The organism is Streptomyces sp. NPDC050164, assembly GCF_044459945.1.
In the GTDB taxonomy this organism is placed as follows: Bacteria; Actinomycetota; Actinomycetes; order Streptomycetales; family Streptomycetaceae; genus Streptomyces; species Streptomyces coeruleorubidus_A.
The window spans coordinates 1-16,045 of record NZ_JBITJK010000026.1; the positions used below are offsets into that span (position 1 = coordinate 1).

Here is a 16,045-nt window from a genome sequence, read left to right on the forward strand (position 1 = left end):
TAGGTGTCGCAATCCACACCGAAACCAGGGGCCCTCACCCCGTTCAAGGACCACTCAAGGCGTGTCGCCCGTCACCAACGTCCCGGGACAGCACAACTAGGCCCTGTCGTCAAATTCCCGTCGTCCGCCCGAAGGGCGGGCACCGCGGCGTCAGGTGCGTGCTCTCGCCGTGCCGGGCGCAGGCCCTCCTACTGGTTGTACGTGGGTCTGTGCCCGGTGCGGCGAGAGTGCGTGCATGGCGCCGCGGGGCAGGCGGGAATTTGACGACAGGGCCTAGGAGGGGCGGGCCATGGCCTTCACGAAGGCCCGCTCCACATCGGCCGCGGACAGGACCCCGTAGATCTCGCCGGTCTCCTCCACCACCAGGTACTCGGTCGCGGGGGTCGCCCGGAGGGCGTCCAGGAGCTCCTCGCCCGACAGTTCCGCCGAGACGCGCATGCCGTCGGTGAGGTCCTGGGCGAGCCCGCTGACCGCGACCCAGGGGCGGCGGTGTTCGGGGACGCCGACGATGGCGGCCTCGCGGACGAGGGAGAGGGGGTTGCCGTGGGCGTCGACGACGACCAGGGCGCGGGCGCCGGCGGCGTTGGCGCGGCGCAGGGCCTCCGAGAGCGGGGTGTCGGTCTCGACCGGGACGGCACGGCGGGTGAGCGCACGGGCGCGCAGTTCGGGCAGGTGCTCACGCAGGCGGGCCATGCGCAGGCTGTTGCCGGCGCCGGTCCAGATGATCGCGGCGAGGATGGCGGCGAGCAGGGCGTCCAGGACGGTGTCCATGCCGACGCTGTCCACGGCCTCGGTGCCGAGGGCGCCGGACTGGGTCAGCAGGGGCAGGCCGATCAGGACGGAGACGGCGAGGGCGCGGCCGACCCAGGCGGCGGCGATGGTGCCGCTCATCGGCTTGCCGGTGACCTTCCAGACGACCGCGCGCAGCATGCGGCCGCCGTCGAGGGGCAGACCGGGCAGGAGGTTGAACGCGGCCACGATGAGGTTGGAGATCATCAGGCCGGCCAGCAGGACGCCCGGGACGGTTCCGGGTTCCACGGTCTGCACGGCGGCGTAGAAGACGCCGGCCAGGGCGAGGGAGAGCAGCGGCCCGACGAAGGCGAGCACGAACTCCCGTCCGGGGGTCTCGGCCTCCTTCTCGATCTCGGAGACGCCGCCGAAGAACTGGAGCTGGATGCGGCGGACCGGGAGCTTGAAGCGGAGGGCGGCGACCGTGTGGGCCAGCTCGTGCACCAGCACGGACGCGTAGAAGGCGACCGCGAAGAACAGGGAGACCAGGTAGCGGGCGGCGCCGAGCTCGGGCAGCACGCGCTCCAGCTGTCCGCCGAACACCCAGGTGATCAACGCGGCGACGAGGAACCAGCTGGGCGCGACGTAGACGGGCACGCCGAAGGGCCGCCCCATCAGCAGTCCGCCTCGCGGCTCCGGGGGACGCTGGGGCGCGGGGCCCTTGCCGTCCGCCGAGTGCGCGAGGTGACGGTCGCCGGGGCCGGGGGTGGTGTGCCGGCTGTTCGCATCGGACTTGCCCGCGGCAGAGGCCGCGTGCGGGCCGGTGGCGTAGGCACGGTCGGGGTGCGCGTCGCCCTGCGACGAACGGCTGCCGTCGTACTCGCCGGGGGCTGGGGCCTTGCGCAGGGCGTCGGACGCAGGGCCGTCCGCGTGCGCGTCGCCTTCCGGTCGGCGGCTGTTGTCGTGCTCACCGTCAGCGGGGGCCTCGCGCAAGGCACCGGACTCAGGGCGGTCCGCGTGCGCGTCACCCTCCGGCCGACGGCTGTTGTCGTGCTCACCCTGAGCGGGGGCCTCGCGCAAGGCATCGGCCTCGGGGCGGTCGGGGTGCTCCTGGTGTGAGGCTTCCGGGGGCTGCTGGTCCGAGGGGGCGTCGGCGGTGGTGTCCGGGGCCTGGCCGGGCGCCGAGTCCTGCGGTCGAGCGGCCGGGCGGTCGGCGCCGGGGGCCTGGTCCGCTGCCGGGTCGGCCGTCGGTCCGGGTGTCTGCGGGGCCGGGCCGTCGTCCGGCCGGGTCGGCGGCGTCGCGGCAGGGGCGTCGTCGTCGCTCGTGGAGGTGAACCGCCGTACGTCCGTGGACTGTTCGTCGGCGGAGGTGGGGTCGGTGGCCCGGGCCGGAGGCCCTGCGTGGCGCTCCGCCGACTCCTCGTTGCCGGACCGCGGCTGCCCGCGCCCGCCGCTCTCGTCCACCGGTGTCCCCTCGTTCGAAGCGTCTCCCGCGTCTGCCGGACGGGAGGTCTCGAGTCGATGGTATGCGTCCGTCGAGGCACCTTCCGCCCCGGCACCCCTGAGTTCCCCTCCACCCCGCCCCCTCACTCCTGCCCGCCGTGTGACCGCGGCTGGGTCACTGTCAGTGGCGGGCCGTATGGTCTGGGGCATGGAGACGAGCAGCGAGGGCGCGGCGCAGCCCGACAGCAGCCCTGCCGCGGCGGTGGATCCGCCGGTGACGGCCGGGTCCGTGGAGGCGGTCATCGAGACGGCCGTGGAGACGGCGACCGAGACCGCGCCCACCGCCATACCGCCCGCCTCGCTGTCCCCCTCGCGTGCCAGTGACTTCATGCAGTGCCCGCTGCTCTACCGCTTCCGGGTCATCGACCGGCTGCCGGAGAAGCCGAGCGAGGCCGCGACCAGGGGCACGCTGGTGCACGCGGTCCTGGAGCGGCTGTTCGACGCCCCGGCGGCCGAGCGCACGGCGCCCCGGGCGAAGTCGCTGATCCCGGGCCAGTGGGACCGGCTGCGGGAGACGCGGCCGGAGGTCGTGGAGCTGTTCGCCGACGATCCGCAGGGCGAGCGGCTGGCGCGCTGGCTCGGCGAGGCGGAGCAGCTCGTCGAGCGCTGGTTCAGCCTGGAGGACCCCAGCCGGCTGGAGCCGGCCGAGCGGGAGCTGTTCGTCGAGGCCGAGCTGGAGTCCGGGCTGCGGCTGCGCGGGATCATCGACCGGGTCGACGTGGCGCCCACGGGCGAGGTCCGGATCGTCGACTACAAGACGGGGAAGGCCCCCAGGCCCGAGTACTCCGAGGGCGCCCTGTTCCAGATGAAGTTCTACGCCCTCGTCGTCTGGCGGCTGAAGAACGTGGTCCCGAGGCGGCTCCAGCTGGTCTACCTCGGCAGTGGTCAGGTGCTGACGTACGACCCCGTCCTCGCCGACCTGGAGCGGGTCGAGCGCAAGCTGCTGGCGCTGTGGGAGGCGATCCGGCTGGCGACCGAGACGGGCGACTGGCGGCCGCGCCCCACGAAGCTGTGCGGCTGGTGCGACCACCAGGCCCACTGCCCGGAGTTCGGCGGCACTCCCCCGCCGTACCCGCTGCCGCTGAGGGCGACCGGCCAGGGCGGCTGAGTCCGGCGGCCTCGCGCAGGGCAGAATGGGGCCGGACTAGCGAAGGAGACTTACGTGGCCATCCGCGTCCTACTGGTCGACGACCAGCCCCTGCTCCGTACGGGCTTCCGGATGATCCTGGAGGCCGAGCAGGACCTCGCGGTCGTCGGCGAGGCCGGAGACGGCCTCCAGGCGCTCGACCAGGTGCGGGCGCTGCAGCCCGACGTGGTCCTGATGGACATCCGCATGCCGCGGATGGACGGTGTGGAGGCGACCCGGCAGATCACCGGCCCCGGGCGGGACGGTCCGGCGAAGGTCCTGGTGCTGACCACCTTCGACCTCGACGAGTACGTGGTGGAGGCCCTGCGGGCCGGTGCCAGCGGTTTCCTGCTGAAGGACGCCCCGGCCAACGAACTGGTGCAGGCGATCCGGGTCGTGGCCGCGGGCGAGGCGATGCTCGCGCCGAGCATCACCAGGCGGCTGCTCGACAAGTACGCCACGCATCTGCCGTCGGGCGAGGAGCCCGTGCCGGACACGCTGCACACGCTCACCGACCGCGAGGTCGAGGTGCTGAAGCTGGTGGCGCGCGGGCTGTCCAACGCCGAGATCGCCGCCGATCTGTTCGTCAGCGAGACCACCGTCAAGACGCACGTCGGGCACGTGCTCACCAAGCTCGGTCTGCGCGACCGCGTGCAGGCCGCGGTGTACGCCTACGAGAGCGGGCTGGTGCGCCCCGGCGCCCAGTAGGCACCCGCGCACCGGACACACAGAGGGCGCCCCCTGCCGAGCAGGGGGCGCCCTCGTCCTTCACGCACGCGTGTGCGTCAGGAGTCCTTGCTCAGCTCCCAGAAGCGGAACACGGTCGACGCGTCGAGGCAGTACTCCAGGCCGTAGACGCCGTCCCGGACGACCGCGTACTGCTTGGCCTGCCACACCGGCAGGACGGGCAGTTCGTCGGCGACGATGTCCTGCAGCTCCCCGAACTCCTTGTCGGTGGAGGCGCGGTTGGTCAGGGCCGCGGTGCGCGGGATGAGCGAGCCGGTGATCGTGCTGTTGTCGTAGTTGTTGCCCAGCACGTTGCCCTTGCCGAAGAAGGGGGCCGTGAAGTTGTCGGCGTCCGGGTAGTCGGGCACCCAGCCCTTCACGTAGACGCCGTACTTGCCGGCGGCGATGTCCTTCTCGTACTGGCCGAAGGGGACGGACTTGACCTCGGCGTCGAACAGACCGCTGGCGTTGAGCTGGCCGGCGATGGCCGTCAACTCCTGGTCGGTGGCGGGGCCGTAGCGGGACGGCGTCGACCACAGGGTGAGCTTCACCTTGCCGGTGATGCCGTCCTCGCGCAGCGCGGCCTGGGCCTTGGCCTTGGAGGGGCGGGCGCCGTAGGTGTCGAAGAAGGCCGTGTTGTGGCCGGCGATACCGGCCGGGATGATCGAGTACAGCGCGGTCGCGGTGCCCTGGTAGACGTCCTTGATGAGGGCTTCGCGGTCGAGCAGATGGGCGATGGCCTTGCGGACGCCGAGCTTTCCGGCGACCGGGTCGTCCATGTTGAACACCAGGTGCTGGACCTCGGCGCTGCTGCCCTCGACGACCTCGACGCCGGTGCCGTCGTCGGCCTTCTCCATGTCGGCGACGTCGCCTGCGGTCAGGCCGCGGTAGGCGATGTCGACTTCCTCGTTCTGGATGGCCTGCTTCAGGGCGGTCTGGTCGCCGTCGAAGAACCTGAGCGTGACGCCGGTGTTCTTCACCTTGGCGGTGCCCTTGTAGTTCTCGTTGACGGAGAAGACGGCCTGCTCGTCGTCGATCGAGTCGAGCTGGTAGGGGCCGGAGCCGACCGCCTTGCCGTCCTTGCGCAGCCCGTCCGCGTCGTACTGGCGGTGGTCGACGATGGAACCGGCACCCGAGGCGATCTTGCTCGGGAAGGTGGCGTCGGCCGTGTTGAGCCGGAAGACGACCGTCTTGTCGTCCGGTGTCTCGACCTTCTCCAGCGTGGGGAACATGATCGCGGGCCCGTCGGGGTCGTTGATCTTCAGCATCCGGTCGAAGGAGAACTTGACGTCCTCGGAGGTGAGCTCGTCACCGTTGCTGAACTTGAGGCCGTCCTTCAGCGAGCACTTGTAGACCGTGGTCTGCGTGTCGGTGAAGGCGCAGCTCTCGGCGGCCTCCGGCTGGGGTTCCGTGGCGCCCTTGGGGAAGCTGAGCAGCGACTGGAAGACGTTGTTGAACAACAGCCAGGAGCCCGGGTCGTAGCCGGAGGCCGGGTCGGTGGCCAGGACGTCGTCCGACATCCCCACCACCACGTTGGAGCCGTCCCCCGCGGAGTCTCCGGTCTCCGTGCCACAGCCGGTCAGCAGTCCGGAGGCGAGCCCCGCCACGATGGGCAGGACCGGCCACTGGTTGCGTATGTTCACGTGTGTGCCTTGTCGTCGGTTCTCGAGAACACCCGGAGCATGTCCCTGGCTCCGGGCACGGTTCCCCGGGGGCCGCGGTCACCGGCCCCGGGGTTCCAGCGGGTCCGTCAGCCACTCACGCCCCGGCCGAGCTCCCACAGCTGGAGCGTCGACGAGGAGTTGAGAGCGTAGGCGGTACCCGTGATGTCGTCGCGCGCGGCGACGTACTGCTTGCCCTGCCACAACGGCAGCACCGGCACGTCGGAGGCGACGATGTCCTGAATGTCCGTCAGGCTGGTGGAGGCGGACAGCCGGTCCGCCTCACGACGGGACTCCGGGATCAGCGTGTTGCGGATCCGGCTGTTGTCGTACGGCGAGCCGAGGGTGTTGTCCTTGTCCAGGAACGGCGCGAGGAAGTTGTCGGCGTCCGGGAAGTCCGGGAACCAGCCCATGCCGTAGACGTCGTACTCGCCCTTCTTCTCCGCCGGGCGGAAGGTGTCCCACGGCGTGCCCTTGATGCTGACGTCGAACAGGCCGCTGGAGTTCAGCTGGTCGCGCAGGACCTCGAACTCCTCCTTGGTGGCCGGACCGTAGTGGTCGGTCGTGTAGTGCAGCGTCAGCTTCACCGGGGTGGTGACGTTCGCCTGGTTCAGCAGGGAACGGGCCTTGGTGACGTTCGGGTCGCCGTACTTGTTGAAGAACGAGTTGGAGTGGCCTGTGACGCTGGCCGGGACGAGCGAGTACAGCGGCTCGGCCTGGGAGCCGTAGACCTTGGCGACCAGCTCGCTGCGGTTGACGACCTGGGCCATCGCCTGGCGCACGGCCTTGGACTTCACGGTCGGGGCGTCGGTGTTGAAGCCCAGGTAGCGGATCTCCAGGCCGGGCATCTCGACGAGGTCGATGCCGGTGTCCGCGTCGCCCGAGAGCTTTCGGATCTGCTCCGGCGACATGGTGCGGGTCATCAGGTCGATGTCGCCCTTGTCCAGGGCCGTGCCCATGGCGTCGGCGCCCTTGAAGGAGACCATCTCGATCTTGTCGTTGTTCACCTTCAGGCTCCCCTTGTAGTCGGGGTTCCGGGTGAACTCGGCCTTGACCATCTCGTCGTTCTCGACGTCGGCCTTGAGGGTGTACGGGCCGGAGCCCTGGAGGTCGAAGCCGTCGCGCAGCTTGTTCTTCGGGTACTCGTCGGGGTCGACGATGCCGGCGACCGGTGTCGACAGCTTGTACGGGAAGGTCGCGTCGGCGGTCTTGAGGTGGAAGATGACCTCGCGGTCGCCCTGCGTCTCGACGGTGTCGATGGTGGACAGCAGCGCGAACACGCCGCTGTCGGCCTTGAGGGAACGGGCGCGGTCGATGGAGTACTTGACGTCGGCCGCGGTGACGGGGTCGCCGTTCGCGAACTTCAGGCCGTCGCGCAGGGTGCAGGCGTAGCGCTCGTTGCCGGTGTCGGTGAAGCCGCATCGCTCGGCGGCCTCCGGTACCGGCTCGCCCTCGCCGCGCGGCTGGATCATCAGGGTCTGCACGGTCTGGCGCAGGATGTTCCAGGTGCCGACGTCGTAGGCGTACGCCGGGTCGAGGGGCGCGGGGGCGTCCTTCGAGGCGGTGAACCGGTCCGTGGTGCCGACGACGATCGCGCCGCCGTTGTCGCTCCCGCTGTCGGACCCGCCGCAGGCGGCGAGCACCGGCGCGAGCAGGCCGATCACGGCCGGCAGCACCAAAGTCTTGCGGTTCATGCTCGAGTTTCTCCAGAGCTGTCGACTCCGTGTACCCGGCATGCAGGGGTGGCGCAGCGGATCACGGGGGTGGGGCGATGTTCTCGTGTCGAGATTAGTCGCGGCCGACAGGAGGGTTCGCCGCCACCGGAGTTGAGCACCCATCACGCTGCGGAACCAGGCGCGGACGCACCGAAAACCCGACAGCGGAAGCTTTGGTGCAGCGTTCCATCAATCGGGACACAAAGGCACGCCGAAGGCCCCCCGGAGGGGGTGCGCAGCACACGCTGGACTTGGTGTCGACCCCGGACTACGTGGGGAACGTCACACCCGTAAACAGGTTCGAAGGTACGGGAATTCGGTCCTCCGGGGAGTTCGAATTCACCTTCGGAATTACCGTCCTAACGCCGCTGCACGCTGGGTGAACACCTAGCGCATTTCCGTCATCAGGCCGTGCAGAAATGTCAGGTCGACCTCTTCGAGAGAGGTGACGACCGTACGCCTCAGGGCCGGGGCGATGGGGGCCACGGAGGGCACCGCCACGACCCGGCAGCCCGCGGCCTCGGCGGCGGCGACTCCGGTCGCGGTGTCCTCGATGACGGCGCACCGGGCGGGGTCGGCGCCGAGTCCGGCGGCGGCCGCCAGGTACGGGTCGGGGTGGGGCTTGGTGCGCGGCACCTCGTCGCCGGCCACCGTCAGGGCGAAGTGGTGCGCGCCCAGGGAGGTCAGGACCCGGTCGATGATGCGCCGGTGCGAGGCGGAGACCAGGGCCGTGGGGATCTCGTACTCGTACAGCTCGGCCAGCAGCCGGCCGGCGCCGGGCATCAGCGGCAGGGCGCGGCCGATGCGGTCCTCGAAGCCGTCGTTCAGGAGCACTGTGAGCTCGTCGAGGGTGATGTCCGCGCCGGTGGCGTCGATCAGGAACCCCGCGCTGCGGGTCATGGGGCCGCCGACCACGACATGGCGCCAGGACTCGTCGAGCATGTGGCCGAGGGAGGCGAAGACATCGACCTCGACGTCCCACCAGAAACCCTCCGTGTCCACCAGGGTGCCGTCCATGTCGAGGAGCACGGCCTGTAGGGCCGAGCCTTCGGCCGTACGGGTACCGAGCGCGGGGACCGTACTGGTCATCCACCTACCTCCTTGAGGGACGATCAGGCCGGTTCCCACGTGGGAACCGGCCTGCAGTGGACCGACCAGTCTACGTCGTGTGCGGAGGAAGTGCCTCGTTTAACCGCTGTGCCCCCGGGCACACAGTGCGTACGCCGGGGGCCGCTGTGGAGCGTGCCCGGTAGGGCGGCTCAGCGGGCGTTGAAGTACTTCGCCTCCGGGTGGTGGATCACGATGGCGTCCGTGGACTGCTCGGGGTGCAGCTGGAACTCCTCGGACAGGTGGACGCCGATGCGCTCCGGCTGGAGCAGGTCGGCGATCTTGGCGCGGTCCTCCAGGTTGGGGCAGGCGCCGTAGCCGAGGGAGAAGCGGGCACCCCGGTACTTCAGCTCGAACATGCCCTGCATCTCGTCCGGGTCCTCGCCGGCGAAGCCGAGTTCGGAGCGCACGCGCGCGTGCCAGTACTCGGCGAGCGCCTCGGCCAACTGCACCGACAGGCCGTGCAGTTCGAGGTACTCGCGGTAGGCGTTGGACTCGAACAGACGCGCGGTCTCCTCGCCGATGCGCGAGCCGACGGTGACGACCTGGAGGCCCACGACGTCCGTCTCACCGGACTCCTCCGGGCGGAAGAAGTCGGCCAGGCACAGGCGCCGGCCGCGGCGCTGGCGCGGGAAGGTGAAGCGGGTGCGCTCGTTGCCCTGCTCGTCCAGGATGATCAGGTCGTCGTCCTTGGAGACGCACGGGAAGTAGCCGTAGACCACGGCCGCCTCCAGCAGGTTCTCCGTCTGGAGCTTGTCCAGCAGCCCGCGCAGCCGGGGCCGGCCCTCGGTCTCGACCAGTTCCTCGTACGAGGGGCCCTCGCCGGTGCGGGCCTGCTTGAGGCCCCACTGGCCCTTGAACAGGGCGCCCTCGTCGAGCCAGCTCGCGTACTCCCTGAGCTGGATGCCCTTGATCACGCGGGTGCCGCGGAAGGGCGGCTCGGGCACGGGGTTGTCGGTGGCGACGTCGGAGCGGACGTGCCCCTCCTCGGGGCGCTCCTCGACGGCGGCCGGGGCGGTGGCCCGCACGCGGCGCTGCTTCAGCTCGGGCAGCTTCGCGCCGGGCACGCCGCGCTTGACGCCGATCAGGGCGTCCATCAGGCGCAGGCCCTCGAAGGCGTCGCGGGCGTAGCGGACCTCGCCCTGGTAGATCTCGTGCAGGTCCTGCTCGACGTAGGCGCGGGTCAGGGCGGCGCCGCCGAGGATCACCGGGTACTTCGCCGCCAGGTCGCGCTGGTTCAGCTCCTCCAGGTTCTCCTTCATGATCACCGTGGACTTGACCAGGAGACCGGACATGCCGATCACGTCGGCCTTGTGCTCCTCGGCGGCGTCCAGGATCGCGGAGACCGGCTGCTTGATGCCCAGGTTGACGACGTTGTAGCCGTTGTTGGTCAGGATGATGTCGACGAGGTTCTTGCCGATGTCGTGCACGTCGCCGCGCACGGTGGCCAGCACGATGGTGCCCTTGCCGGCCTCGTCGCCCTCGACCTTCTCCATGTGCGGTTCGAGGTGGGCGACGGCCGTCTTCATCACCTCGGCCGACTGGAGCACGAACGGCAGCTGCATCTGGCCGGAACCGAACAGCTCACCGACGACCTTCATGCCCTCCAGCAGCGTCTCGTTGACGATGTCGAGGGCGGGGCGGGACTGCAGGGCCTCATCGAGGTCGGCCTCCAGGCCGTTGCGCTCGCCGTCGATGATGCGCCGCTTCAGGCGCTCGTCCAGCGGCAGCGCGGCCAGCTCCTCGGCCTTGCCCGCCTTCAGGGACTTGGCCGTGGCGCCCTCGAACAGCTGCATGAGCTTCTGCAGCGGGTCGTAACCCTCGGCGCGGCGGTCGTAGATGAGGTCCAGGGCCGTCTGGACCTCCTCCTCGGAGAAGCGGGCGATCGGGAGGATCTTGGACGCGTGCACGATCGCCGAGTCCAGGCCCGCCTTGACGCACTCGTCCAGGAAGACCGAGTTCAGCAGGATCCGGGCGGCCGGGTTGAGGCCGAAGGAGATGTTCGACAGGCCCAGCGTGGTCTGCACCTTCGGGTGGCGCCGCTTCAGCTCGCGGATGCCCTCGATGGTGGCGATCCCGTCCTTGCGCGACTCCTCCTGGCCCGTGCAGATGGTGAAGGTCAGGCAGTCCACGAGGATGTCCTCCTCGTGGATGCCCCAGTTCCCGGTCAGGTCCTCGATCAGCCGCTCGGCGATCTCGACCTTCTTCTCCGCCGTGCGGGCCTGGCCCTCCTCGTCGATCGTCAGCGCGATCAGCGCGGCACCGTGCTCCCTGGCCAGCCGGGTGACCTTGGCGAAACGGGACTCCGGGCCGTCGCCGTCCTCGTAGTTCACCGAGTTGATCACCGCGCGGCCGCCGAGCTTCTCCAGACCGGCCCGGACCACCTCGACCTCGGTGGAGTCCAGCACGATCGGCAGCGTGGAAGCGGTGGCGAAACGGCCGGCCAGCTCCTCCATGTCGGCCACACCGTCCCGGCCGACGTAGTCCACGCACAGGTCCAGCATGTGCGCGCCCTCACGGATCTGCTCCCGGGCCATCTCCACACAGTCGTCCCAGCGGCCCTCCAGCATCGCCTCACGGAACTTCTTCGAACCGTTGGCGTTCGTCCGCTCACCGATCGCCAGGTAGGAGGTGTCCTGCCGGAACGGCACCGACTGGTACAGCGACGCCGCGCCCGGCTCGGGCTGCGGAGAGCGCTCGGTCGGGGTGACGTCCCGGACGCGCTCGACGAGCTGGCGCAGGTGCTCGGGGGTGGTGCCGCAGCAGCCGCCGACCAGGGAGAGGCCGTAGTCCCGGACGAAGTTCTGCTGGGCGTCGGCCAGGCCCTCGGGGTCGAGCGGGAAGTGAGCGCCGTCCTTGGTGAGGATCGGCAGGCCGGCGTTCGGCATGCACAGCAGCGGGATGCGCGAGTGGCGCGTCAGATAGCGCAGGTGCTCGCTCATCTCCGCCGGGCCGGTGGAGCAGTTCAGACCGATCATGTCGATGCCCAGCGGCTCCAGCGCGGTCAGCGCCGCGCCGATCTCGGAGCCGAGCAGCATGGTGCCGGTGGTCTCGAAGGCCATCGAGCACAGCAGGGGCACCTCGACGCCGGTGGCCTCCATGGCACGGCGGGCGCCGAGGATGGAGGCCTTCGTCTGGAGCAGGTCCTGCGTGGTCTCCACGAGCAGCGCGTCCGCGCCGCCGGCGAGCAGTCCCTCGGCGTTGGCCTGGTAGCCGTCGCGGATAATGCCGTAGGCGACGTGGCCGAGCGTGGGCAGCTTGGTGCCGGGGCCGATCGAGCCGAGCACCCAGCGTGGCCGGCCGTCCCGGGCGGCGTACTCGTCGGCCGCCTCTCGGGCGATCCGGGCACCCGCCTCGGACAGCTCGTGCACCCGGTCGGAGATCTCGTACTCCACCGCGGCCGTGTGGTTGGCGCCGAAGGTGTTGGTCTCGACGCAGTCGACGCCCACCGCGAAGTACGCGTCGTGGACGGAACGGACGATGTCCGGCCGGGTCAGGTTGAGGATCTCGTTACAGCCTTCGAGATTCTCGAAGTCCTCGAGCGTCGGGTCCTGCGCCTGGAGCATGGTGCCCATGGCCCCGTCGGCCACGACCACACGGGTGGCCAGGGCCTCTCGGAGGGCGGACACACGGGTCCGGCTGTCTGCGGAAGGGGTCGGTGGCAACGAGGCCATGTAAAGGGCTCCCTCAAGTGCGACGGCTGTCGGCTATGCGGCTGCCCGGACACGCGGAGGGCATCCGGGAAAAAGGCGCACGGCGCCAGCCTAACCGGGAGGCGGCCCGGATGGGCAGGGCGTCCACGGGGCGGACGCGCCTGGCGTCCCGAACGGCCGTTGTGCCACTGATGAGCCACCTGTGCCGCGCCCCGGGCGCGGCACGGGTGCACCACAGGGCGACCCGCCGGCGCAACAAATGGCGACCCGCCATTAGCGAGAGGTCGGCAACGACCGGTAGTGTTCGACATTGCCGAACAAGGGCTGCGGGCGCCGCTGGTCGGCGGTCGAAGGGGACGGAGGCAGTACGGCGATGGCACGGAACATCCAGTCGCTCGAACGGGCGGCCGCGATGCTGCGGCTGCTCGCGGGCGGCGAGCGGCGGCTCGGCCTGTCGGACATCGCCTCGTCGCTGGGCCTGGCCAAGGGCACCGCCCACGGCATACTGCGCACCCTCCAGCAGGAGGGCTTCGTGGAGCAGGACGACGCCTCCGGGCGTTACCAGCTCGGCGCGGAGCTGCTGCGCCTGGGCACCACGTACCTCGATGTGCACGAGCTGCGGGCGCGCGCCCTGGTGTGGGCCGACGACCTGGCCCGGTCCAGCGGCGAGAGCGTCTACCTGGGCGTCCTGCACCAGCAGGGCGTACTGATCGTGCACCACGTCTTCCGGCCGGACGACAGCCGGCAGGTCCTGGAGATCGGGGCCATGCAGCCGCTGCACTCCACGGCGCTGGGCAAGGTGCTCTCCGCCTACGACCCGGTGGCGCACAGCGAGGCGCTGGAGGCCGACCGCAAGGCGTTCACCGACCGGACCGTGTGTGAGCCGGGGACCTTCGAGCACATCCTCGACGTCACACGCGCGCGTGGGTACGCGGCGGACGTCGAGGAGACCTGGGAGGGCGTCGCCTCCCTCGCCGCGCCCATCCACGACCGGCGGCGCATGCCGGTCGGCTCGGTCGGCATCACCGGCGCCGTGGAGCGGCTGTGCCGGGACGGGGAGCTGCGCCCCGAGCTGATCGCGGCGGTCCGGGACTGCGCCCGCGCGGTGTCGCGGGACCTGGGCGCCGGGCGGTTCTGACGGGACACGACGGGACCGGGACGCCGCAGGGCGTCCCGGTCCTCGGCATGCCCCTGCTCACCGGCCACTGGAGATCCACAAGGCCGCGGCGATCAGTAACGATCGTGTTTTCGACAACACAGCCCTTGACGTGCTCGTAACGCCGAAGCAAGACTCCCGTCCATCGGTCGACATTGTCGAACAGCTACCGGCAATACGCGCTAGAGTGTGACAACGCCAGGCCGGTATAGAACTTCACCCCTGGACGAAGGACAAAGGAGTCGCGGGTGTCCAGCTCCGACATCTTCATCGGCGAGACCATAGGTACCGCCATACTCATCCTCCTCGGCGGCGGAGTCTGCGCCGCCGTCACACTGAAGGCTTCCAAGGCCCGCAACGCCGGCTGGCTCGCCATCACCTTCGGGTGGGGCTTCGCGGTGCTCACGGCGGTCTACACCACGACGCCGCTGTCCGGCGCCCATCTGAACCCGGCCGTGACCCTGGCGATCGCGATCAAGGACGGCGACTGGAAGAACGTCCCGGTCTACTGGGCCGGACAGATCCTCGGCGCCATGATCGGTGCCGCCCTGGTCTGGATCGCCTACTACGGACAGTTCCACGCCCACCTCACCGACCGCGAGATCGTCGGCGGTCCGGGCGCACAGGCCACCACGGCCAAGGCCGTCGAGGCCCAGGAGAAGGGCGCCGGCCCCGTGCTGGGCATCTTCTCCACCGGGCCCGAGGTCCGGGTCGCCTGGCAGAACGTCGCCACGGAGATCATCGGCACCGTCGTGCTGGTGCTCGCCGTGCTCACCCAGGGCCTGAACGACAAGGGCAACGGCCTGGGCACGCTGGGCGCGCTGATCACCGCGCTCGTGGTGGTGTCCATCGGCCTGTCCCTCGGCGGCCCGACGGGCTACGCGATCAACCCGGCCCGTGACCTCGGTCCGCGTATCGTGCACGCCCTGCTGCCCCTGCCCAACAAGGGCGGCTCCGACTGGGGCTACGCCTGGGTCCCGGTGGCCGGTCCGCTGATCGGCGGCGCCATCGCGGCAGGCATCTACAACGTCGCGTTCGCCTAGGAGCAATCCTCGCCCCCTTTGCGAAACTCTCGGCACGCGCCGTACGTAAAGCCCCATAAACCCGGAACTTCCAGGAGCACACAGTGACCGACGCGCACACCGCCGGCCCCTTCATCGCCGCCATCGATCAGGGCACCACCTCCTCCCGCTGCATCGTCTTCGACCGCGACGGCCGGATCGTCTCCGTCGACCAGAAGGAACACGAGCAGATCTTCCCCAAGCCGGGCTGGGTCGAGCACAACGCCACGGAGATCTGGACCAACGTCCAGGAGGTCGTCGCCGGGGCCATCGAGAAGGCCGGCATCACCCGCGACGACATCAAGGCCATCGGCATCACCAACCAGCGCGAGACGACCGTGCTGTGGGACAAGAACACCGGTGAGCCCGTCCACAACGCCATCGTCTGGCAGGACACCCGCACCGACGCCCTGTGCCGCGAGCTCGGCCGCAACGTCGGCCAGGACCGCTTCCGCCGCGAGACGGGCCTCCCCCTCGCCTCCTACTTCGCCGGCCCCAAGGCCCGCTGGCTGCTCGACAACGTCGACGGGCTGAAGGAGCGCGCCGAGGCGGGCGACATCCTCTTCGGCACCATGGACAGCTGGGTCATCTGGAACCTGACCGGCGGTGTCGACGGCGGCAAGCACGTCACGGACGTCACCAACGCCTCCCGCACGATGCTCATGAACCTGCACACCATGCAGTGGGACGACAAGATCTGCGAGTCCATCGGCGTCCCGAAGCAGGTCCTGCCCGAGATCCGCTCCTCCGCCGAGGTCTACGGCGAGATCACCGGCGGCAAGCTGGGTGACCTGCTCGGCGGCATCCCGGTCGCCTCCGCGCTCGGCGACCAGCAGGCGGCCCTGTTCGGCCAGACCTGTTTCTCCGAGGGCGAGACCAAGTCGACGTACGGCACCGGCACCTTCATGGTGATGAACACCGGTGACAAGATCATCAATTCCTACAGCGGCCTGCTGACCACCGTCGGCTACAAGATCGGCGACCAGGACACGGTCTACGCCCTGGAGGGCTCGATCGCCGTCACCGGCTCGCTGGTGCAGTGGATGCGCGACCAGATGGGCCTGATCTCCACGGCCGCCGAGATCGAGACGCTCGCGCTGTCGGTGGAGGACAACGGCGGTGCCTACTTCGTGCCGGCCTTCTCCGGTCTGTTCGCCCCGTACTGGCGCTCCGACGCCCGTGGTGTGATCGCCGGCCTGACCCGGTACGTCACCAAGGCGCACCTGGCGCGTGCCGTCCTGGAGGCCACCGCCTGGCAGACCCGCGAGATCGCCGACGCCATGACGAAGGACTCCGGCGTGGAGCTGGCCGCCCTGAAGGTCGACGGCGGCATGACCTCCAACAACCTGCTGATGCAGACCCTCGCCGACTTCGTGGACGCCCCCGTGGTGCGCCCGATGGTCGCCGAGACCACCTGCCTCGGCGCCGCCTACGCCGCCGGCCTCGCCATCGGCTTCTGGAACAGCACCGACGACCTGCGCGCCAACTGGCGCCGGGCCGCCGAGTGGACCCCCCGCATGGACGCGGAGACCCGCGCCCGTGAGTACAAGAACTGGCTCAAGGCCGTCGAGCGGACCATGGGCTGGCTCGAGGACGAGGAGTAAGAAA

At 70.1% G+C, this 16,045-nt stretch carries 9 protein-coding genes and 1 pseudogene; 5 read left to right on the top strand and 5 right to left on the bottom strand.

The features are described from left to right. Positions 1-273: 273 nt before the first annotated feature. Positions 274-2,193, bottom strand: a complete 1,920-nt coding sequence (locus ACIBNA_RS28835) for a site-2 protease family protein (protein WP_399168104.1) — start codon at positions 2,191-2,193, stop codon at positions 274-276. A gap of 187 nt (positions 2,194-2,380) precedes the next feature. On the opposite strand from ACIBNA_RS28835, the pseudogene ACIBNA_RS28840 reads away from it, so the two are divergent. After that, positions 2,381-3,380: pseudogene (locus ACIBNA_RS28840) on the top strand (RecB family exonuclease). A gap of 14 nt (positions 3,381-3,394) precedes the next feature. Further along, the gene (locus tag ACIBNA_RS28845; protein WP_010045368.1) at positions 3,395-4,066 is read left to right on the top strand and encodes a response regulator transcription factor; all 672 of its coding nucleotides are present in this window, start codon (positions 3,395-3,397) and stop codon (positions 4,064-4,066) included. A 77-nt stretch (positions 4,067-4,143) separates the two neighbouring features. On the opposite strand, the gene ACIBNA_RS28850 is transcribed toward ACIBNA_RS28845, so the two are convergent. The 4 genes from ACIBNA_RS28850 to metH form a co-directional block, all read right to left on the bottom strand. Then, positions 4,144-5,727 carry an ABC transporter substrate-binding protein gene (locus ACIBNA_RS28850; RefSeq protein ID WP_399168106.1) on the bottom strand — a complete coding sequence of 528 codons (1,584 nt, stop codon included), beginning with the start codon at positions 5,725-5,727 and terminating at the stop codon, positions 4,144-4,146. A gap of 107 nt (positions 5,728-5,834) precedes the next feature. Then, entirely contained in the window at positions 5,835-7,439 is a 1,605-nt protein-coding gene (locus ACIBNA_RS28855) for an ABC transporter substrate-binding protein (protein ID WP_399168107.1), read from the bottom strand. 408 nt (positions 7,440-7,847) lie between these two features. After that, complete coding sequence (locus ACIBNA_RS28860) at positions 7,848-8,549, bottom strand: HAD family hydrolase (protein WP_399168108.1); 702 nt, start codon at positions 8,547-8,549, stop codon at positions 7,848-7,850. Between the two features lie 170 nt (positions 8,550-8,719). Then, a complete protein-coding gene (metH, locus tag ACIBNA_RS28865) occupies positions 8,720-12,241 on the bottom strand; it encodes a methionine synthase (protein WP_399168109.1) in 3,522 nt (1,173 codons plus the stop codon). A 352-nt stretch (positions 12,242-12,593) separates the two neighbouring features. Between metH and ACIBNA_RS28870 the strand changes: the two genes are divergently transcribed. The 3 genes from ACIBNA_RS28870 (at position 12,594) to glpK (ending at position 16,041) form a co-directional block, all read left to right on the top strand. Then, the gene (locus tag ACIBNA_RS28870) at positions 12,594-13,358 is read left to right on the top strand and encodes an IclR family transcriptional regulator (RefSeq protein WP_399168110.1); all 765 of its coding nucleotides are present in this window, start codon (positions 12,594-12,596) and stop codon (positions 13,356-13,358) included. Between the two features lie 266 nt (positions 13,359-13,624). Then, a complete protein-coding gene (locus tag ACIBNA_RS28875) occupies positions 13,625-14,419 on the top strand; it encodes an MIP/aquaporin family protein (RefSeq protein ID WP_399168111.1) in 795 nt (264 codons plus the stop codon). Positions 14,420-14,502: 83 nt separating this feature from the next. Further along, entirely contained in the window at positions 14,503-16,041 is a 1,539-nt protein-coding gene (gene glpK, locus ACIBNA_RS28880) for a glycerol kinase GlpK (protein WP_399168112.1), read from the top strand. Positions 16,042-16,045 lie beyond the last annotated feature (4 nt).

Bases quoted from the DNA above. Each gene is read 5' to 3' on its own strand.
- ACIBNA_RS28860 (WP_399168108.1), bottom strand. From the start codon at position 8,549: ATGACCAGTACGGTCCCCGCGCTCGGTACCCGTACGGCCGAAGGCTCG.
- ACIBNA_RS28870 (WP_399168110.1), top strand. From the start codon at position 12,594: ATGGCACGGAACATCCAGTCGCTCGAACGGGCGGCCGCGATGCTGCGG.
- ACIBNA_RS28855 (WP_399168107.1), bottom strand. From the start codon at position 7,439: ATGAACCGCAAGACTTTGGTGCTGCCGGCCGTGATCGGCCTGCTCGCG.
- metH (WP_399168109.1), bottom strand. From the start codon at position 12,241: ATGGCCTCGTTGCCACCGACCCCTTCCGCAGACAGCCGGACCCGTGTG.